Below are 20251 nucleotides of genomic sequence, written 5' to 3' on the forward strand. Positions count from 1 at the left end.
CAAGCAAACGATAATTCCTCTTATTCAAATTCTTATCCCCTGTTAGACTTTGCGCCCTTGTTTTGCTCGTCTTGCAGGATCCCTGATGCCCTCGCTGCCTCTTCGCTTGTCCGCACTGTTTCTGGCCCTGGGCCTGAGTGCCTGCGATGACGCCCCGAAATTCACCCAGGCAGAACCCGGTGAAGCCCGCTCCGGAGGCAGTGCGACGGTGCGCAAGAGCGATCAGAACGCGTTTTCCATGCCCTCGGCGAACCTGCCGCCGTCCCGGCGTGTGGATTTCAGCGTCGGCAACAGCTTCTTCCGCAGTCCTTGGGTGATCGCCCCTTCGACGACGACTGCGCGCGATGGCCTCGGTCCGCTGTTCAATACCAATGCCTGCCAGGGCTGTCACATCAAGGACGGCCGCGGCCATCCGCCAACTGCGGGCGATGTGAACGCCGTATCGATGCTGGTACGCCTGTCGATTCCCGACGCCCCGGCGTATGCCAAGGTCATCGAGCAGATCGGCGTGGTGCCGGAGCCCGTCTACGGCGGTCAGTTCCAGGACATGGCCGTACCCGGTGTGGCCCCCGAAGGCAAAGTGCGGGTCGATTACACCGCCGTGCCGGTTCGCTTCAAGGACGGCACCGAAGTCGAGCTGCGCAAACCGAGCCTGAATATCACCCAATTGGGCTACGGTCCGATGCATCCCGATACCCGTTTCTCGGCGCGCGTAGCGCCGCCGATGATTGGCCTGGGCCTGCTCGAGGCGATCCCTGACGAGGCGATCCTGGCCAACGCCGAGGCACAGGCCAAGGCGAACAACGGCATCAGCGGACGACCGAACCGGGTCTGGGATGACGCAGGGCAAAAGACAGTGCTTGGACGATTTGGCTGGAAAGCCGGACAACCGAACCTCAATCAGCAAAATGTTCACGCGTTTTCGGGCGATATGGGCCTCACGACCAGCCTGCGGCCCTTTGATGACTGCACGGACGCGCAAACCGCCTGCAAACAGGCACCGAGTGGCAACGGCCCCGATGGCGAGCCGGAAGTCAGCGATAACATCCTGCGCCTGGTGCTGTTCTACAGCCGTAACCTCGCCGTACCGGCCCGTCGTGACGTCAACGCACCTGAAGTGCTGGCCGGTAAAACCCTGTTCTATCAGGCCGGCTGCCAGTCCTGTCACACACCGAAATACACCACCGCCGCCAACGCCGCCGTACCTGAACTGGCCAATCAAGTGATTCGGCCATACAGCGATCTGCTGCTGCATGACATGGGCGACGGCCTGGCCGACAACCGTAGCGAATTCCAGGCCAGTGGCCGCGAATGGCGCACCCCGCCGTTGTGGGGCATCGGCCTGACACAGGCGGTCAGCGGCCACACCCAGTTCCTGCACGACGGCCGCGCCCGCAACCTGCTCGAAGCCGTGCTCTGGCATGGCGGCGAGGCAACAGCGGCGCAGCAACAGGTTTTGTCTTTCAATGCCGAGCAGCGCGCCGCGTTGCTGGCGTTCCTGAATTCCCTTTAACACGCATTCCACTCGCGGGAGCCCGACATGTTCCGTCCCAAACTATTGTTCACCAGCCTTGCCGCCCTCGCCCTGGGCGCCTGCTCGCCCCAGGATCCGCAAGCGGTCACGTCGGCGGCCATCGCCAAGTCAGTGATCCTGCCGACCTACACCCGCTGGGTTGAAGCCGACCGTCAATTGGCAGTCAGCGCCCTCGCCTACTGCGAAGGCAAGGAAACCCTGGAAACCGCCCGTGCCGACTTCCTGCATGCGCAAAAAGCCTGGGCCGAGCTGCAACCGCTGCTGATCGGGCCGTTGGCCGAAGGCAACCGCTCGTGGCAAGTGCAGTTCTGGCCGGACAAGAAAAACCTGGTCGGCCGTCAGGTCGAGCAACTGGTCAGCGCCCAGCCGCAGATCGATGTTGCAGCGCTGGCCAAGTCCAGTGTCGTGGTGCAGGGCCTCTCGGCCTACGAATACATTCTGTTCGACAGCAAGCCTGACGTGGCCAACGCTGAGCAGAAGAGCAAATACTGCCCACTGCTGATCGCCATCGGCGAACGCCAGAAACAGTTGGCCGAAGAGATTCTGCAAACCTGGAACAACACTGACGGCATGCTCGCGCAGATGAGCAAATTCCCCAACCAGCGTTACGCCGACTCCCACGAAGCGATCGCCGATCTGCTGCGGGTTCAAGTCACCGCCATCGACACCCTGAAGAAAAAACTCGGCACGCCGATGGGTCGCCAGAGCAAGGGCGTGCCGCAACCGTTCCAGGCCGATGCCTGGCGCAGCCAGTCGTCCCTGACCAGCCTCGAAGCCAGCCTCGCGGCCGCCAAAACAGTCTGGGAAGGTGTGGATAACAAAGGCCTGCGCGCACTGTTGCCAAGCGAGCAGAAGCCGTTGGCCGACAAGATCGATGCCGCCTATGCCGCCTCGCTGAAACTGTTTGCCGGCAACCAGCGCTCGCTGACCGACATGCTCAATGACGAGGCCGGCCGCCAGCAACTCAACGAGCTGTATGACAGCCTCAACGTCGTCCATCGCCTGCACGAGGCTGATCTGGCCAAGGCATTGGGCATCCAGCTGGGCTTCAACGCCAACGACGGTGACTGATGAGGGCCAGTTCCATGCTGCGACGCCAGGTTCTGACATTAGGGAGTTTGCTGCTGGGCGCGGTGACGCTGGGCGGCTGGAAGCTGTTCAAGCAAAAGGACAAGAGTCCGTTGTTGCTTTCGGCACGGGACGATACCGATGGCCAGCATTACGCCGTCGGTTATCGGCTCGATGGTACCCAGGTGTTCGCCACCCGGGTCGGCCAGCGTTGCCACGACATCATCAACCACCCGACACAGCCGATTGCGCTGTTCGTCGCCCGCCGTCCGGGCACCGAGAGCTACCTGATCGACCTGCGCGACGGCGCGCTCCTGCAAACCGTGGTGTCGCAGCCAAACCGGCACTTCTACGGACACGCGGTCATTCACCACAGCGGCGACTGGCTGTACGCCACCGAAAATGACACCACCGACCCAGGCCGCGGCCTGCTCGGTGTGTATAAGTTCGAAGGCGAAAGGCTGGTGCACAGCGGTGAGATTTCCACCCACGGCCTGGGTCCGCACCAGGTGTCGTGGATGCCCGATGGCGAAACCCTGGTGGTGGCCAACGGCGGGATTCGCACCGAGGCCGAAAGCCGGGTGGAAATGAACCTCAACGCCATGGAACCGAGCCTGGTCCTGATGCAACGTGATGGCACCCTGCTGAGCAAGGAAACCCTCGCCCAGCAGATGAACAGCGTGCGCCATCTGGCCGTCGCTAGCGATGGCACCATCGTCGCCAGCCAACAGTTCATGGGCCCAGCCCACGAGTCGTCGGAGCTGTTGGCGATCAAGCGTCCCGGTCAGCCTTTCGTGGCGTTCCCGGTGCCCGAGCACCAGTTGCAGGCCATGGGGCACTACACCGCCAGCGTCGCGGTGCACAACGACTTGCGCCTGGTGGCGTTGACTGCGCCGCGAGGCAATCGTTTTTTCATCTGGGACCTGGACAGCGGTGAAGTACGCCTGGATGCCCCCCTGCCCGATTGCGCCGGGGTCGGGGCCGTGGCCGATGGTTTTGTCGTGACCTCGGGCCAGGGACGCTGCCGCTATTACGACTGCCGCCAGACAAACCTGGTCGCCAAACCGCTGGAGCTACCCGCAGGGCTCTGGGACAACCATCTGCATCTGATGGCTTGAATCATTGAAAAGATCGCCGCCTTGGGCCGCGCCGGCATCGGGATGACGTACACCCCGCAGCGCGACCCGAGACGGCGAATCTTTTCAGGCTTTCCCCCCTCTAATACCTCGCAACCTGTAAAAACGGCAGTTGGATTACCTCTACACTCCCGGTAATGTGCCCTGCTGTCTCACCTGATTTTCTCCAAGGAACTGGAATATGCTGCGTCGCCGCATGCTGATCATGTTGGGTGTGGTTCTACTGATTGTGCTGGTCCTGGCCGCGTACAAAGCCTTCTCGATCTACACGATGGTTCAAGGCTTCTCTGCGCCTAAACCGGCCATCAGCGTTGCCGTGGCCACCGCCACCGAGCGCCCGTGGCAAGCCCGCCTGCCTACCGTTGGCACGCTCAAGGCATTGCAGGGCGTGGACCTGAGCCTGGAGACCGATGGCACCGTCATCGACTTGCAGTTCGAGTCAGGGCAAAAGGTCAAGGCCGGTCAACCACTCCTGCGCCTCGACAGCGCTGTTGAAAGTGCCCTGCTGGAAACGGCTCTGGCCGACCTCGGGCTGGCACAGCTCGATTACGGTCGCGGTAGCCAACTGGTCGGCAGCCAGGCCATTTCCAAAGGCGAGTTCGACCGACTTTCGGCGGTGCTGAAGAAGAGCAGGGCCACGGTCAATCAACTCAAGGCTGCGCTCGGCAAAAAAAGCATCCTCGCGCCCTTCAGCGGGACCATCGGCATTCGGCAGGTAGACGTTGGCGACTATCTTGCCAGTGGTACCATGATCGCCACCCTGCAAGACCTCAGTAGCCTGTATGTGGACTTTTTTGTGCCCGAGCAGTCGGTGCCGAAGATTGCACTCGGCCAGCCAGTGCAGGTCATTGTCGCGGCGTATCCGAACCAGGAGTACCCGGGCACCATCAGTGCAATCAACCCCAAAGTCGAGAACAGCACCCGTAACGTGCAGGTCCGCGCCACCCTGGCCAACCCCGATGGCAAGTTGATGCCAGGCATGTTCGCCAACCTCCAGGTGCTCCTGCCCGACCCGCAACCGCGCATCGTGGTGCCGGAAAGCGCGATTACCTACACGCTCTACGGCAACTCGGTGTATGTGGCCGTACCGAAGAAGGCCGAGGATGGCAGCCTGCTAAAGGACGACAAGGGCCAACCGGTGCTGATCGCCGAACGGCGGTTTGTCGAGACCGGCGAACGCCGTGATGGGCAAGTGATGATCATCAAAGGTGTGCAGAGCGGCGAGACAGTGGTGACCGCCGGCCAGCTCAAACTGGATAACGGCGCGCACATTGCCATCAGCGACGACAAGACCCAGGCCGGGCAGAACAGCCCGCCACGCGCGGACTGATCAAGGAATTTCCATGGCTTTTACCGACCCGTTCATCCGCCGTCCGGTTCTCGCTACCGTGGTCAGCCTGTTGATCGTGCTGCTGGGCTTCCAGGCCTGGAGCAAGCTGCCGCTGCGCCAGTACCCGCAAATGGAAAACGCCCTGATCACGGTGACCACCGCCTACCCCGGGGCCAACGCCGAGACCATCCAGGGCTACATCACCCAACCGATGCAGCAAAGCCTGGCCAGCGCCGAGGGCATCGACTACATGACCTCGGTCAGTCGCCAGAATTTCTCGGTGATCTCGATCTACGCGCGCATCGGCTCCAACAGCGACCGCCTGTTTACCGAACTGCTGGCCAAGGCCAACGAGGTCAAGAACCAGTTGCCCCAGGACGCAGAAGACCCGGTGCTGAGCAAAGAATCTGCCAATGCGTCAGTGCTGATGTACATGAGTTTCTTCAGCAAGGAATTGAGCAACCCGCAGATTACCGATTACCTGTCGCGGGTGATCCAGCCCAAGCTGGCGACCTTGCCCGGCATGGCCGAGGCCGAAATCCTCGGCAACCAGGTATTTGCCATGCGCCTGTGGCTGGATCCGGTGAAGCTCGCGGGTTTCGGCCTCAGTGCCAGCGATGTGACCAACGCGGTGCGCCAGTACAACTTCCTCTCGGCCGCCGGCGAGGTGAAAGGCGAATACGTGGTCACCAGCATCAACGCCAATACCGAACTCAAGTCCGCCGAAGCCTTCGGGGCGATTCCGCTCAAGGTCGATGGCGACAGCCGTGTGCTGCTGCGCGATGTGGCGCGCGTGGAAATGGGTGCGGAAAACTACGACTCCATCAGCTCCTTCGGTGGCACCCCTTCGGTGTACATCGGCATCAAGGCGACACCTGCCGCCAACCCGCTGGATGTGATCAAGGAAGTGCGCAAGATCATGCCGGAACTTGAGGCCCAGCTACCGCCGAACCTCAAGGGTGAAATCGCCTACGACGCCACCCTGTTCATCCAGGCCTCGATCGACGAAGTGGTGAAGACCCTGTTCGAAGCGGTACTGATCGTGATCGTAGTGGTGTTCCTGTTCCTTGGCGCCCTGCGCTCGGTGGTGATCCCGGTGGTGACCATCCCGTTGTCGATGATCGGCGTCATGTTCTTCATGCAGATGATGGGGTACTCCATCAACCTGCTCACCCTGCTGGCGATGGTGTTGGCCATCGGCCTGGTGGTGGACGACGCCATTGTGGTGGTGGAAAACATTCATCGCCACATCGAGGAAGGCAAGACGCCGTTCGACGCCGCCATTGAAGGCGCCCGGGAAATCGCCATGCCGGTGATCTCGATGACCATCACCCTGGCGGCGGTGTATGCGCCGATCGGTTTCCTGACCGGCCTGACCGGGGCGCTGTTCAAGGAGTTTGCCCTGACCCTGGCCGGCGCGGTGGTGATTTCCGGCATAGTCGCCCTGACCCTGTCGCCAATGATGTGTGCGTTTCTGCTGCGCCACGACGAAAACCCCAGTGGCCTGGCCCATCGCCTGGACATGATTTTCGAACGCCTCAAGCGCCGCTACCAGAGTATGCTTCACGGCACCCTCAACACCCGACCGGTGGTGCTGGTGTTCGCCGTGATCGTGTTGTGCCTGATTCCGGTCCTTCTCAAGTTCACCAAATCGGAACTGGCGCCGGATGAGGACCAGGGCATCATTTTCATGATTGCCAACGCCCCGCAACCGACCAACCTCGACTACCTGAACACCTACACCGACGAGTTCATCTCGATCTTCAAGGCGTTTCCCGAGTACTACTCATCGTTCCAGATCAACGGTTTCAACGGCGTGCAATCGGGCATCGGCGGTTTCCTGCTCAAGCCATGGGACGATCGCAGTCGCACGCAAATGGAGATCCTGCCCGAGGTGCAGGCCAAACTGGAAAAGATCCCGGGGCTGCAGATCTTCGGCTTCAACCTGCCGTCCCTGCCGGGCACCGGCGAAGGCTTGCCGTTTCAGTTCGTCATCAACTCCTCCAACGATTACGAACTGCTGCTGCAAGTGGTCGACCGGGTAAAAAAACGGGCGATGGAATCCGGCAAGTTTGCGTTTGTCGACGTTGACCTGGCCTTCGACAAGCCGGAAGTGGTGGTGGATATCGACCGCGCCAAGGCAGCGCAGATGGGGGTTTCCATGCAGGATCTGGGGGGAACCCTGGCAACTCTGCTGGGTGAAGGCGAGATCAACCGATTCACCATCGAAGGTCGCAGCTACAAGGTCATTGCCCAGGTCGAGCGAACGTTCCGCGACAATCCGGGCTGGCTGAACAATTACTACGTGAAAAACACCCAGGGCGAGCTGTTGGCATTGTCGACCCTGATCACGGTCACCGACCGCGCTCGACCGAGACAGCTGAACCAGTTCCAACAACTCAACTCCGCCATCCTGTCCGGCGTGCCGCTGGTGAGCATGGGGGAAGCCATCGACCTCGTGCGCCAGATCGCCCGCGAAGAGGCACCGGTCGGTTTTGCCTTCGACTACGCCGGCGCGTCGAGGCAGTACATACAGGAAGGCAGCGCCCTGTGGGTCACCTTTGCCCTGGCACTGGCAATCATTTTCCTGGTGCTGGCGGCCCAGTTCGAGAGTTTCCGCGACCCGCTGGTGATCCTGGTCACCGTGCCCCTGTCTATCTGCGGCGCGTTGATTCCGCTGTTCCTGGGTTGGTCGAGCATGAACATCTACACCCAGGTCGGTCTGGTGACGTTGATCGGGTTGATCAGCAAGCATGGCATTCTGATCGTCGAGTTCGCCAACCAGCTGCGCAAGGACAAGGGCCTGACGGCGCGGGAAGCCGTGGAGGAAGCGGCGGCCATCCGCCTGCGTCCGGTGTTGATGACCACCGCGGCGATGGTGTTCGGCATGGTGCCCTTGATCATCGCCACCGGTGCTGGCGCGGTCAGCCGATTCGACATCGGCACGGTCATCGCGACCGGCATGTCGATCGGCACGTTGTTCACCCTGTTTGTGTTGCCTTGCATCTACACGATGCTGGCCAAACCGGATAAACCCTGATGCAGAAAGACCTGTGGGAGCGGGCTTGCTCGCGAAAGCGGTGTGTCAGACAAAATCGTTGTTGAATGTTGAGCCGCTTTCGCGAGCAAGCCCGCTCCCACATTGAATCGTGCAGGTTGAAAATCCGGGCAAAAAAAGGCCTCGCAGGTGCGAGGCCTTTCATTTTGGCTTCAATCGGTTCAACTTTGCGGCCTCAGTCCCTGAGAAAGTCCGAACATGAAAAGCAATAGATCATGATCGGGTCGAGTGGCCACGGATGCCTTCGCAACCCGCGGCAACGGACAATGTTCTTCTGCGTTTATCGAGCTGAGAACCTGGGGGCGTGGTTGCTCCCAGGTTGCCATCGCGATCGATGCAACTGCCAAGGCTCCTACCAGAAACAAACCTCGTGCAATTTCGAGTTTCATCGCTATAAACCCTTGATAGCGCTGCCAAACGCCGCCTCATAAAAGTAGACGAGCTTTTTCCAGTCTGCGTCGCTGAACGACGAGTGGCGACGCAGTTGCTTCAAGTCATGGACAGCTGCGCGGCGGGCCGTCAAACGCTGTCGGCATTTCTCCAGATCGATCAGGGCCACTTCGACCTTGGCCGTCTCGCCCTCACCGGTCACGCGAACGAATACGTGCTTGTCGTAAAGGCAACCGTGCTGCCAGCGGCCCTTGTGCATACGGGCCAGGTTTTCAGCCAGGTCCTTGAGCACTCGTTCGTGTACGGTTTCACCATGGCGCTCGCGACCGCCACCGGCGTACCAGTGCTCGATTTCCTCGAAGCCGTCCAGTGACTTGGTGACCAGCAAGGCACGCCACTTGTGCACAGGATCGCGCTGTGCCCCACAGAAAACGATTTCCGGAACCCGTACGCCAAGCGCGGTCACACCGGTGAGCGCGGCATGCTCGCGCATGACCGTAGGCCGCCCGAAAGGGTGCTGCAAGCTACGATGAATATGACCGGTCTGGCGCTTGACGTAGAGCAGTTGACCATCACTGCCCATCAGGCGTTGAACGCCGCTTTCCCCGCCGCGACGGACGTTGGGCTCTTCTACCCATTCACCGCGCTGATTCCAGAAGTAATCGAAGCGGTCCTGGGGAACGACTTCCGTTTCTGCTGCACACTGCACTGCCATCCTGTTACCTCTTGCGTAATACGTAAACTCGCCACATGGCATAGAGCGGCAAAAAGTCCAGTTGTTCCTGGATTCGGAAACCCGCCTGCTCAAATTCCTTCTCTACGGTAGCGGCCGGTAACACAAACCGGTTTTGGTAACCTTCCTGCCCACGGGAATTCTCCGAACGCTTGCGTTTCCAGGCCTTGAAGTTGCCATCGACCCACAGCGAAAGGATCACGCTGTCGCGGGAAACCCGCTCGAATTCACGCAAAATAGCCATGCGATGCCCGGCTTCACCGATGTGGTGGAGCAAGCGCATGCAAAAAATGCTGTCGACGGCGTTGTCCGGCAAGGCGATGTCGAATGCAGACGTGTGCAAGGGTTGTACCCGCTTCACCACATCGGCCGGTTGCGCCTGGGTTGCGACCTTCAGCATGGACTTCGAGTTATCGGCACCGATGATCACACGGTTGGATTTTTCCGCCAACAAGGGCCAGAAACGCCCTGCACCACAAGGCAAATCGAGGACCAGACCAGGCTCGCCAACCAAGGCCAGCGCCTTGCGCGCCAGTTGTTCGTCACGCCAATGGGACAATCGACGACCGAGACCTTCCTGATGTTTGCGCAAATAGCGCTGCGCGTGTTGATCGTCGTACTTCTCTGAAAACTCGAGTTTGATCGGGCCGTCCATCATCAGGTCTCCTGAACTTCTGATGCAACTACCTTAGATTTTGTGGTGTCGGTGACTGGTCATCCATTTGTGAAAATATCGTTATGGGAAACCCGGAATTATTACAGGGTTTTACTGAATTGATAGGGTTTTCTGGACGACGGACTCAACAGATCAAGTTCGGGAGAGCTCCACCTGAAAACGGCAGCCACTGGGCTCCATCGTAGTCAGGCTGACGCTCCAGCCCTGGTTTTCACAGATCCGCTGCACCAGTGAAAGCCCCAGGCCCAAGCCTTCCCCGCGTTTTTCAGTGCCCCGAACGAAGGGTTCGAACATCGCCTCGCGCTTTTCCTCGGGAATGCCCACACCGCTGTCCTCGACCAGAAATCCCGTGCCCGTCAGGCTCAGGCGAATGAAGCCCCGTTCGGTGTAATGCAAGGCGTTGCGCAGCAAGTTACCCATCACCGCGTGCAGGAGCGTCGCGTTGTAACTCCTGGCCTCAGGGCTGCCCGGTTCGAAGATCAGCTTCAACCCTTTGCTTTCAATGGGTCCGCGCCACAGAGCGACCAGGCCCTCGGCCACCTGGCCCAGTGGCTGTTGCGGCGACATGCCGGCGTCTTCGCGCTGGGCACGGGCCAGCATCAGGAAGGTTTGCACCAGCTCACGCATTTCTTCACAGGCCCGGGCGATGCGCTCGACCTGGGCACGGCCACGCTGATCGAGACCGGGGTTTTCCAGCAACAACTCGCAGGAACTGGCCAATATCATCAGGGGCGTACGCAATTCATGGCTGACGTCGCTGGTAAACAAGCGCTCACGGGTCAGGGCCTGACGCAAGCGCCCGAGGGTAGCGTCGAAGGCCACGGCCAATTCGCCCACTTCGTCGGCGGCATAATCCGGGGCCAAAGGTGGGGCCAGGCCGAGCAGTTGATCGCGATGGCGTACCTGCCGGGCCAGCCGCACCACCGGCGCCATGACCTTGCGTGCCAGGACCCAGCCGAGAAACACCGCCAGCGCCAGGCTCAGTACGAACCCCACCAGCACCACGGCAAACAGCACCCGCTCGCGCTCTTCGAAGTCGCTCTGGTCCTGCATCAGCACGTAACGTCGGCCGTCGACGATTTCGACCATGGCGTGGTACGACAGGTTTTCACGGAAGACTTCGTGAAAACCCGGCTCCAGATGGCGCAAATCCTTGGGCAACCTGAAATCGCCTGGCCCGTTGCTGAAGTAGAACAATTGGTCCGGCTCGGGGCGATGGCTCCAGTCCGTGACATTGTCCATCAGCAACAGGCGCTGCAAATCACCGCCCAGGCCTGCCGAAATCAGTTTTTCCTCCACCAGGTGCACCGTCGCGACGATGCCCATGGCAAAGGCACCCGCCACCAGTGCGCTCATCAACGCAAAGGCAATGATGATTCGTTGGGAAAGGCTCTGCTTAAACTCCATCACGCCCCTCGGCCAGGCGATACCCCACGCCGTGAACGGTTTGCAGCAACGGCTTGGCGAACGGCTTGTCGATCACCTGACGCAGTTGGTGGACATGACTGCGCAGGCTGTCGCTGTCCGGACAGTCGTCCCCCCACAGCGCCTCTTCAAGAATTTCACGACGCAACACATGCGGGCTTTTCTGCATCAACACGGCCAGCAATTTCAGGCCGACCGGGTTGAGTTTCAGCAATCGGCCTTCGCGGGTGACTTCCAGGGTGTCGAGGTCATAGCTCAGGTCGCCGACCTGCAGAGTCCGCCGCCCGCCGCCCTGGGTCCGGCGCATGACCGCTTCGATACGCGCCGCCAGTTCAGACAGGGCAAACGGCTTGATAAGGTAATCATCGGCGCCGGACTTGAAGCCCTGCAGACGGTCGTCCAGTTGATCGCGGGCCGTGAGCATGATCACCGGCGTTTCGCGCCGGGCATCTTCGCGCAGGCGCTTGCACAAGGTATAGCCATCGATGCCGGGCAACATGATATCGAGCACGATCAAGTCGTAATGCTCGGTGGCCGCCAGATGCAGGCCAGACAGACCATCCTGCGCGCAATCCACGGTATAGCCTTTGAGTCCCAGGTAATCGGCCAGGTTGGCCAGGATATCGCGGTTGTCTTCAACCAATAGAATTCGCATGGGCATCTCTCCGTCCACAGTAACGACCGTCATGGCCCGCGCAGCTTAAGGCCAAGTGTGGCTCAGGGCTAGGATTGCATGCTGCTGTAACCGTTGAAATCAAACGTTTGCGGCATTAACGACTTTTTCACTATCGACTCACAGGTTGACGACATAAGCGAGTTCAAACTCTGCGCGGCTGCGCCTTTCAGAACACTCTACCGACCAAGGAACTCGCATGGTTTCGACCCTAGTCCGCCCCGCTCCTCGCCCGCTCAATTTCTGGGTGTGCCTTGGAGTCCCTGCCGTTGTCGCGATCATTCTGGTGTTGCTCGAATTGACCAGTCTGGATATGGACCTGGCCAGGCTGTTTTTCGACCCGGTCGCCGGGGAATTCATCGGACGCCACAGTTACTTTCTCGAGGACATCCTGCACGATCGCGCCAAGCAAGTAGTCATCGCCTTCTCTGTGTTTGCCATCCTCGGCTTCATCGCCTCGTTCTACATGGCCAGGCTCAAACCGTTCAAGCGCGAACTGGGTTGCCTGGTGCTCTCGCTGGGGCTGGCGACGTCGTTTGTAACGCCAATGAAAGCAGTGACGGCGGTGCAATGCCCATGGAGCCTGGAGCAGTTCGGCGGCCATGAGACGTACAGCGAACTGTTGAGCCCTCGCCCGCATACCGATAAGCCTGGACGTTGCTGGCCCGGAGGCCATGCTGCGACCGGTTTCACCCTGTTTGCATTGTTCTTCGTGCTGCGTGACCGTCGCCCGCGCATGGCCCGTGCGGCATTTGTCTTTGCATTTGCCTTGGGTTCGGTGTTTTCCATCAGCCGGATGATGCAGGGCGCACACTTTTTCTCACATAACGTGTGGACGGCGGTGTTCTGCTGGCTGATTTGCCTGGGGTCGTATTACTGGATTCTGTATCGGCCTGCTTCCCGAGCCGACGCTGTTGCCAAAGCACAACCGGTGAGTGCCTGAAACACAGATCAAAAATGTGGGAGCGGGCTTGAACTGGCCTAATGATTTTGGACACTTCAATCGGGCGCTATGATGGCGCCCAAATCTGAGGTGTTTGGATATGCGTAAATCTTATTCCAGTGAGTTCAAACTCAAGGCCGCCAGCATGGTGCTGGACGAGGGCCAGTCAGTTCCCGATGTTTGTGCCAGTTTGGATATTGGCCCTACGGCCTTGCGCCGTTGGGTCGACCAGGTTCGCAAAGAACGCTTGGGTTCGACCCCGTTGGGGGCCAAGGCAATCACCGCCGATCAGCGGGAGATTCAGCAGCTCAAAGCGTTGCTCAGGCAAAAAGACCTGGACATTGAAATCCTAAAAAAGGCCAGTGCTCTCCTGCTTTTGGACTCCAAAGATCATTCTCGCTGATCAATGAGCTGGACGAGCAGTACGGCGTTAACAATTGCTGTCGGGCGTTTGGAGTCACCCGCAGCAGCTTTTACGCCTGGCGTCAGCGCCAGGGCAAGGTGAATCCTGAACGGGAGAAACTTAAGGCCGTGCTGGTCAAGCATCATAAGGAATCCAGAGCGTCCGCCGGGTCTCGCACCCTGTCCAAGGAACTGCAAGCCAAGGGGCACCGTGTCGGGCGCCATATGGCTCGTAGCTTGATGCGCGAAGCCGGTGTTGCCAGTCATCAACGGCGGCGGCACAAGTACAAATCTTCCGGCGTTGAGGCGCTGGTGGCGCCGCATGTGCTCAAGCGCAAGTTTGATGTCACGGCGGTTAACCAAGTGTGGTGCGGCGATGTGACCTACATCAAAGTCGGCACGCGCTGGATGTATTTCGCGGCGGTGCTGGATCTGTTTGCCCGCAGGATCGTGGGCTGGTCGTTTTCGATGATTTCCGATGCCACGCTGACCTGCGAAGCGTTGCGGATGGCGGTCGACCTGCGAGGCCGGCCAAAAGAGGTGCTGTTTCACTCTGACCAGGGCTGCCAATACACCAGTCATAAATTCAGGAAAGAAATGCGCAAACATGGCCTCCTGCAAAGCATGAGTCGCAAAGGTGAGTGCTGGGACAACGCTCCGATGGAGCGTTTCTTTGGAAGCCTCAAGTCAGAGTGGGTACCAGAAGATGGCTACCGCTCGGAACATGAGGCGCGGGTGGATGTGCAGCGTTATGTGATGCGTTACAACAACGTCAGGCTCCATAGCTACAACGACTACCGGTCGCCGGTAGCTATGGAGAAGCTGGCGGCATGAAACCGTAACTGGTGTCCAAAATTAGTTGACCAGTTCAGCTTGCTCGCGAAAGCGGTTCAACATTCAACAAACATGTTGTCTGACACATCGCTTTCGCGAGCAAGCCCGCTCCCACACTAGACCGAGGCGCCTTTCAAATTCCCGGCAATAAAAAACCCCGCCTGCTTTCGCAGGCGGGGTTTTTCGTACAGGGGTAAGGCTGGCTTACATCATGCCGCCCATGCCGCCCATACCGCCCATGTCTGGCATACCGCCGCCAGCACCGCCGTCTTTCTTCGGTGCTTCAGCAACAGCGGCTTCGGTGGTCAGGATCAGACCGCCGATCGACGATGCAGCTTGCAGAGCGGAACGGGTTACCTTGGTTGGGTCCAGGATACCCATTTCGATCATGTCGCCGTATTCGCCAGTCGCAGCGTTGTAACCGAAGTTACCTTTGCCGTTCTTGACTTCGTTGACCACAACGCTTGGCTCGTCACCGCTGTTGGCAGCGATCTGACGCAACGGTGCTTCAATGGCACGACGCAGTACAGCGATTCCTACGTCCTGGTCAGCGTTGTCGCCTTTCAGGTTCAGGATAGCTTCCAGGGCACGGATCAGTGCCACGCCACCGCCAGGTACCACGCCTTCTTCAACGGCTGCACGGGTAGCGTGCAGGGCGTCTTCAACGCGGGCTTTCTTCTCTTTCATTTCAACTTCGGAACCAGCGCCAACCTTGATCACTGCAACGCCGCCGGACAGCTTGGCCAGGCGCTCTTGCAGTTTTTCACGGTCGTAGTCCGAGGAAGTCTCGGCAACCTGGGCACGGATCTGAGTGATGCGTGCTTCGATGTCGCCGTGTACGCCAGCACCGTCAACGATGATGGTGTTTTCCTTGGACAGGGTCACGCGCTTGGCGCTGCCCAGGTTTTCCAGGGTTGCGCTTTCCAAGCTCAGGCCGATCTCTTCGGAGATCACGGTACCGCCGGTCAGAACGGCGATGTCCTGCAGCATGGCCTTGCGACGGTCGCCGAAGCCTGGCGCCTTGACGGCTGCGACTTTGACGATGCCACGCATGTTGTTCACAACCAGAGTCGCCAGGGCTTCGCCTTCAACGTCTTCGGCCACGATCAGCAGTGGACGGCCGGCTTTGGCAACGGCTTCCAGCACTGGCAGCATTTCGCGGATGTTCGAGATCTTCTTGTCGACCAGCAGGATCAGCGGGCCGTCCAGCTCAGCGACCATGGTCTCTGGCTTGTTGACGAAGTACGGGGACAGGTAGCCACGGTCGAACTGCATGCCTTCAACAACCGACAGTTCGTTTTCCAGGCCCGAGCCTTCTTCAACGGTGATCACGCCTTCTTTACCGACTTTTTCCATGGCTTCGGCAATGATGTCGCCGATGGAGTTGTCGGAGTTGGCGGAGATGGTGCCTACCTGAGCGATAGCCTTGGTGTCAGCGCATGGCTTGGACAGGGCTTTCAGTTCTTTGACGATCGCGATGGTCGCTTTGTCGATACCACGCTTGAGGTCCATCGGGTTCATGCCGGCAGCGACGGCTTTCAGGCCTTCGTTGACGATCGACTGAGCCAGAACGGTAGCGGTGGTGGTGCCGTCGCCTGCGTCATCGTTGGCACGGGAGGCAACGTCTTTGACCAGCTGCGCGCCCATGTTTTCGAAACGGTCTTCCAGTTCGATTTCTTTTGCTACGGAAACGCCGTCCTTGGTGATGGTCGGAGCGCCGAAGCTCTTCTCGATGATCACGTTACGGCCTTTCGGGCCCAGGGTCGCTTTTACTGCGTCAGCCAGGACGTTGACACCGGTGAGCATTTTCTTGCGGGCGGAATCGCCGAATTTAACTTCTTTAGCAGCCATGATCGATATTCCTTAAATACTTTGAAGTAGCGGGAAAATGAGCGGGGAATCAGCCTTCGATAACAGCGAGGATTTCGTTCTCGCTCATTACCAGCAGGTCTTCGCCGTCGACTTTCACAGTGTTGCTGCCGGAGTAAGGACCGAACACAACCTTGTCGCCCACTTTCACGGACAGTGCACGCACTTCACCGTTTTCCAGTACGCGGCCGGTGCCTACAGCGAGGATTTCGCCGCTGTTGGCTTTTTCAGCAGCCGAACCTGGCAGGACGATACCGCCAGCGGTTTTCTTTTCTTCTTCGCTGCGACGGATGACGACGCGGTCATGCAGAGGACGAAGCTTCATTGTCGATCTCTCCTAATTGTGGTTTTCATCGGCCGGTGTAGTCCCGGCGGGTTTAACAAAGGCCGGCGGTGCCGGTTGCGGTTCGTCAAGCGAACCGCGGAAGTCTGTCTGGCGTGTTCGCCAGAAACCTTGCGGTGACCGTTACATAAGGGCGCATAAGCTTATTACAAGGGCGGGTAGCGAAAATTTTTCAGGTCGATGCCCCGCAAACGAACACGGCACCCGAAGGTGCCGTGTCGATGGGCGTATTACTTGGTATCGCGGTGTTCGAACTCGCCTTCGATCACATTCGGTTCACGCCCCAACGGCTCGCGGGGGGCTGGACCGCCGCGTGCCTGCAGGTCGTCGGCGAACGCTCGCTGACGCATGGCCTGCTCTTCGGCGCGCTGGCGCATCTTGCCCGCCAGCAGACGGCGACTGAACGGCAGCAGCAGGAACAGGCCGATCACATCGCTGATGAAACCCGGAAGAATCAGCAGTCCACCGGCCAATGCCAGCATCAGGCCTTCGAGCATGGTCTGGGCCGGCAACTCGCCGCGGTTCAGGCTTTCACGGGCACGCAGGGCCGTGGCCAGGCCGGCGATGCGCAGCACGAACACACCGAACATCGAACCGAGAATGATCAGCAGCAGGGCCGGGAAAAACCCGATGGACCCTGCCACCTTGACGAATACGAACAGCTCCAACACCGGGAACAGCAGAAAGAGCAACAAAAAAGGGCGCATCAAATGGTTCCTCAACGCAAGAATGCCTTGCCAGTTCACCTTAGATGACGTCGCCGTTTCGTGAATTCAAGCGTCGGCCACTTCATTTTTCGGCCAATGTTCAGCGTGAGCCAGAGAAACCAAGGCTTCGCGGACTTGTGTCGGCGTATTACAAGGCGCTTGAAACGGCAACCAGTACAGGCTCTGGCCGATACGCAGGTGCATGCCTTCGGTATCGATACCGGCCATTTGCGCCGGCACGTTCTTCGGCAGACCGGCCAGCTCGACGTAATGGGCGATGGCCTTGGCGTGATCCGCGTTCATGTGCTCGACCATGCTCAGTTCGGCCTTGCCGGCGAACGGGTTGGCCAGGGTCAGGTCGTTGACCCAATGAATCGCGCCAAAACCGCCGATGTAACGGTGGCGCGCCGGCTTGAGCACCCAGAAGTCGAAATCGTGGGCCTTGTGATAACCCTGCGAGTCCGGGAAATAGCGGTAGTAACGCTCGGAAGCGGCTTCGATGGCGGCTTCGTCTTCGAGTTGCTGCGCTTGCGCCAGATAGGTCAGGCGACCAACGGCCTGGACATCCTCAGCCCCACGCTCGCCCACGAACAGCGAGCATTTCGGGTCTTTCTGCAGGTTATGGGTGTGCTGGGCGATGCGGCTGATCAGGATCAGCGGCCGGCCCTGCTCGTCCAGGCAGTACGGAACCACAGAGCCGAACGGAAAACCGGGCATTGACTTGGAGTGCGTCGAGAGCACTCCACGGTATTCCTTGAGGAGCAATTCTCGTGCATGCTTAGCCGCTTCAACGCTCAATTTATGACTCCTTAGATAGAATCCGTCATAAAAACGGACAAGCTGCTGGTGAAAGTCCCAGCATGCCATCGGGGGCAGTTCTCATGTGTAGCCGGGCCACGTCAGGCGCAGATCGAGAGGCTCTCTACAAGGAAACCACTCAGACCTGCTACCGGGGGACATGCGAATGCAACTCACTGACAAAGTAATCATTATCACTGGCGGTTGCCAGGGTTTAGGTCGTTCCATGGCCGAGTATTTCGCCGGCAAGGGCGCGAAACTCGCCCTGGTCGACCTCAACCAGGAAAAGCTCGACGCTGCCGTCGCGGCCTGCAAGGCCAAGGGTGTCGAAGCCCGCGCTTACTTGTGTAACGTCGCCAACGAAGAGCAAGTGACCCACATGGTTGCCCAGGTTGCCGAAGATTTCGGCGCGATCCACGGCCTGATCAACAATGCCGGGATCCTGCGTGACGGCCTGTTGCTCAAGGTCAAGGATGGCGAAATGACCAAGATGAGCCTGGCCCAGTGGCAGGCAGTCATCGACGTCAACCTGACCGGCGTGTTCCTGTGCACCCGTGAAGTCGCAGCGAAAATGGTCGAGCTGAACAACAGTGGCGCGATCATCAATATCTCGTCGATTTCCCGTGCTGGCAACGTCGGCCAGACCAACTACTCGGCGGCCAAGGCCGGTGTCGCTGCGGCGACCGTGACCTGGGCCAAGGAACTGGCACGCTACGGCATTCGCGTGGCCGGCATTGCACCGGGCTTCATCGAAACCGAAATGACCCTGGGCATGAGGCCTGATGCGCTGGAAAAAATGACCGCCGGCATTCCGCTCAAGCGCATGGGCAAACCTGAGGAAATCGCCCATTCGGCGGCTTACATCTTCGAGAACGACTATTACACCGGTCGGATTCTGGAGATGGATGGCGGGTTGCGGATCTAAAGGCACCACAAAACAAATGTGGGAGCGGGCTTGCTCGCGAATGCGTTAGATCAGTCAACCATTTGTTGAATGACACACCGCATTCGCGAGCAAGTCGAATCGTCGCACCGCCGCTCCCACAGGGGAAAGCATTTCAGATCATCAATCGTCGCTGATGCTGATATTCGGCATCGCCGGCGTCAAAGCCTCCTGCAATACGATCCGCGCACCGACATGACGCGCCAGCTCCTGGTAAACCATGGCGATCTGGCTGTCAGGCTCGGCGATCACCGTCGGCTTGCCGCCATCGGCCTGTTCGCGGATGACCATCGACAGCGGCAACGAGGCCAGCAGCTCGACGCCATACTGGTTGGCCAGCTTCACGCCACCGCCCTCACCGAACAGATGCTCGGCATGTCCGCAGTTGGAGCAGATGTGCACGGCCATGTTTTCCACCACGCCCAGCACCGGAATGTTGACCTTGCGGAACATTTCCACGCCCTTGCGCGCGTCCAGCAAGGCCAGGTCCTGCGGAGTAGTCACGATGACTGCACCGGCCACCGGCACTTTCTGCGCCAGGGTCAACTGGATATCACCGGTACCCGGCGGCATGTCGATGACCAGGTAATCCAGGTCGCCCCACGCAGTTTGGGTCACCAGTTGCAGCAAGGCGCCGGAGACCATCGGTCCACGCCAGACCATCGGTGTGTTGTCATCGGTGAGGAAGGCCATGGACATCACTTCGACGCCATGGGACTTGAGCGGAACGAACCATTTCTGATCCTTGACCTCAGGACGGGTACGCTCCGGGATACCAAACATGATGCCCTGGCTCGGACCGTAGATGTCCGCATCGAGAATCCCGACCTTGGCGCCTTCGCGGGCCAGGGCCAGGGCCAGGTTGGCCGCGGTGGTGGACTTGCCCACGCCACCCTTGCCGGACGCCACGGCAACCACGTTCTTGACGTTGGCCAGCCCCGGGATCTGCGCCTGGGCCTTGTGCGCGGCAATCACGCTGGTGATATCGACTTTTGCACTCGACACGCCATCCAGACCTTGAATGGCCATTTCCAGCATCTGCGCCCAGCCACTCTTGAACAGACCGGCGGCGTAACCCAATTCGAGCTGGACGCTGACGCGGTCACCCTGGATGTCGATGTTGCGCACGCACCCGGCGCTGACCGGGTCCTGGTTCAGGTAAGGGTCGGTGTATTGGCGAAGGACGGCTTCCACCGCTGCGCGATTGACGGCGCTCATGGGCAACTCCGAAAACAGGACTGGAAAAAATGTTGGGTATCGTACCTCAAAAGATCGCAGCCTTCGGCAGCTCCTACAAGTGCCCCCTGCAGGAGCTGCCGAAGGCTGCGATCTTTTGATCTTTCTCCTGTTACTCATCCAATGAAACAGGTGCACAGGATGAAAAATATG

19 protein-coding genes are annotated in these 20251 nt (G+C 59.5%); 9 read left to right on the forward strand and 10 right to left on the reverse strand.

The window, feature by feature from the left end:
- Positions 1-85: 85 nt before the first annotated feature.
- The 5 genes from ACXX83_RS19265 to ACXX83_RS19285 all read left to right on the forward strand — a co-directional run bounded on the left by ACXX83_RS19265 (position 86) and on the right by ACXX83_RS19285 (position 8108).
- Positions 86-1513 (forward strand): di-heme oxidoreductase family protein, encoded by a 1428-nt coding sequence (locus ACXX83_RS19265; protein WP_458549366.1) that lies wholly within the window; start codon positions 86-88, stop codon positions 1511-1513.
- A 27-nt stretch (positions 1514-1540) separates the two neighbouring features.
- Positions 1541-2605 (forward strand): imelysin family protein, encoded by a 1065-nt coding sequence (locus ACXX83_RS19270; RefSeq protein ID WP_458549367.1) that lies wholly within the window; start codon positions 1541-1543, stop codon positions 2603-2605.
- A gap of 14 nt (positions 2606-2619) precedes the next feature.
- Positions 2620-3720, forward strand: coding sequence for a DUF1513 domain-containing protein (locus ACXX83_RS19275; protein ID WP_217836262.1), 1101 nt, complete (start codon positions 2620-2622; stop codon positions 3718-3720).
- 199 nt (positions 3721-3919) lie between these two features.
- Positions 3920-5068, forward strand: a complete 1149-nt coding sequence (locus tag ACXX83_RS19280; RefSeq protein ID WP_217836263.1) for an efflux RND transporter periplasmic adaptor subunit — start codon at positions 3920-3922, stop codon at positions 5066-5068.
- A gap of 13 nt (positions 5069-5081) precedes the next feature.
- A complete protein-coding gene (locus tag ACXX83_RS19285) occupies positions 5082-8108 on the forward strand; it encodes a multidrug efflux RND transporter permease subunit (protein ID WP_458549368.1) in 3027 nt (1008 codons plus the stop codon).
- A gap of 179 nt (positions 8109-8287) precedes the next feature.
- Here ACXX83_RS19285 and ACXX83_RS19290 read toward each other — a convergent pair whose 3' ends face one another.
- The 5 genes from ACXX83_RS19290 to colR form a co-directional block, all read right to left on the reverse strand.
- Positions 8288-8515 carry a hypothetical protein gene (locus ACXX83_RS19290; protein ID WP_080925402.1) on the reverse strand — a complete coding sequence of 76 codons (228 nt, stop codon included), beginning with the start codon at positions 8513-8515 and terminating at the stop codon, positions 8288-8290.
- 2 nt (positions 8516-8517) lie between these two features.
- Positions 8518-9231 (reverse strand): lipopolysaccharide kinase InaA family protein, encoded by a 714-nt coding sequence (locus ACXX83_RS19295; protein WP_217836265.1) that lies wholly within the window; start codon positions 9229-9231, stop codon positions 8518-8520.
- 4 nt (positions 9232-9235) lie between these two features.
- On the reverse strand, positions 9236-9904 hold the full coding sequence (locus ACXX83_RS19300) for a class I SAM-dependent methyltransferase (RefSeq protein ID WP_458550216.1): 669 nt from the start codon (positions 9902-9904) through the stop codon (positions 9236-9238).
- A 153-nt stretch (positions 9905-10057) separates the two neighbouring features.
- A complete protein-coding gene (locus ACXX83_RS19305) occupies positions 10058-11332 on the reverse strand; it encodes a sensor histidine kinase (RefSeq protein ID WP_217836266.1) in 1275 nt (424 codons plus the stop codon).
- The gene (gene colR / locus ACXX83_RS19310) at positions 11322-12005 is read right to left on the reverse strand and encodes a two-component system response regulator ColR (protein WP_007985839.1); all 684 of its coding nucleotides are present in this window, start codon (positions 12003-12005) and stop codon (positions 11322-11324) included. The genes ACXX83_RS19305 and colR overlap by 11 nt, the downstream gene beginning before the upstream one ends.
- Before the next feature lie 217 nt (positions 12006-12222).
- On the opposite strand from colR, the gene ACXX83_RS19315 reads away from it, so the two are divergent.
- The 3 genes from ACXX83_RS19315 (at position 12223) to ACXX83_RS19325 (ending at position 14202) form a co-directional block, all read left to right on the forward strand.
- A complete protein-coding gene (locus ACXX83_RS19315) occupies positions 12223-12966 on the forward strand; it encodes a phosphatase PAP2 family protein (RefSeq protein WP_458549369.1) in 744 nt (247 codons plus the stop codon).
- A gap of 100 nt (positions 12967-13066) precedes the next feature.
- A complete protein-coding gene (locus ACXX83_RS19320) occupies positions 13067-13369 on the forward strand; it encodes a transposase (RefSeq protein WP_458548453.1) in 303 nt (100 codons plus the stop codon).
- A gap of 8 nt (positions 13370-13377) precedes the next feature.
- Positions 13378-14202 (forward strand): IS3 family transposase, encoded by an 825-nt coding sequence (locus tag ACXX83_RS19325; RefSeq protein ID WP_256582901.1) that lies wholly within the window; start codon positions 13378-13380, stop codon positions 14200-14202.
- Between the two features lie 204 nt (positions 14203-14406).
- Here the strand turns inward: ACXX83_RS19325 and groL are convergent, their stop codons facing one another.
- From groL to ACXX83_RS19345, 4 genes are all read right to left on the reverse strand, one after another.
- Entirely contained in the window at positions 14407-16053 is a 1647-nt protein-coding gene (gene groL / locus ACXX83_RS19330; RefSeq protein WP_015096675.1) for a chaperonin GroEL, read from the reverse strand.
- A gap of 49 nt (positions 16054-16102) precedes the next feature.
- Positions 16103-16396 carry a co-chaperone GroES gene (locus ACXX83_RS19335; protein WP_007985847.1) on the reverse strand — a complete coding sequence of 98 codons (294 nt, stop codon included), beginning with the start codon at positions 16394-16396 and terminating at the stop codon, positions 16103-16105.
- A gap of 248 nt (positions 16397-16644) precedes the next feature.
- On the reverse strand, positions 16645-17121 hold the full coding sequence (locus ACXX83_RS19340) for an FxsA family protein (protein WP_015096676.1): 477 nt from the start codon (positions 17119-17121) through the stop codon (positions 16645-16647).
- A 66-nt stretch (positions 17122-17187) separates the two neighbouring features.
- On the reverse strand, positions 17188-17919 hold the full coding sequence (locus tag ACXX83_RS19345; protein ID WP_458549370.1) for a HugZ family pyridoxamine 5'-phosphate oxidase: 732 nt from the start codon (positions 17917-17919) through the stop codon (positions 17188-17190).
- A gap of 166 nt (positions 17920-18085) precedes the next feature.
- Here ACXX83_RS19345 and ACXX83_RS19350 point away from each other — a divergent pair, with 166 nt between their 5' ends.
- Positions 18086-18844, forward strand: coding sequence for an SDR family oxidoreductase (locus ACXX83_RS19350; protein WP_458549371.1), 759 nt, complete (start codon positions 18086-18088; stop codon positions 18842-18844).
- 141 nt (positions 18845-18985) lie between these two features.
- Here the strand turns inward: ACXX83_RS19350 and apbC are convergent, their stop codons facing one another.
- Entirely contained in the window at positions 18986-20080 is a 1095-nt protein-coding gene (gene apbC, locus ACXX83_RS19355) for an iron-sulfur cluster carrier protein ApbC (RefSeq protein WP_015096679.1), read from the reverse strand.
- Between the last annotated feature and the right edge of the window lie 171 nt (positions 20081-20251).

This window comes from Pseudomonas sp. GNP012 (assembly GCF_054343835.1).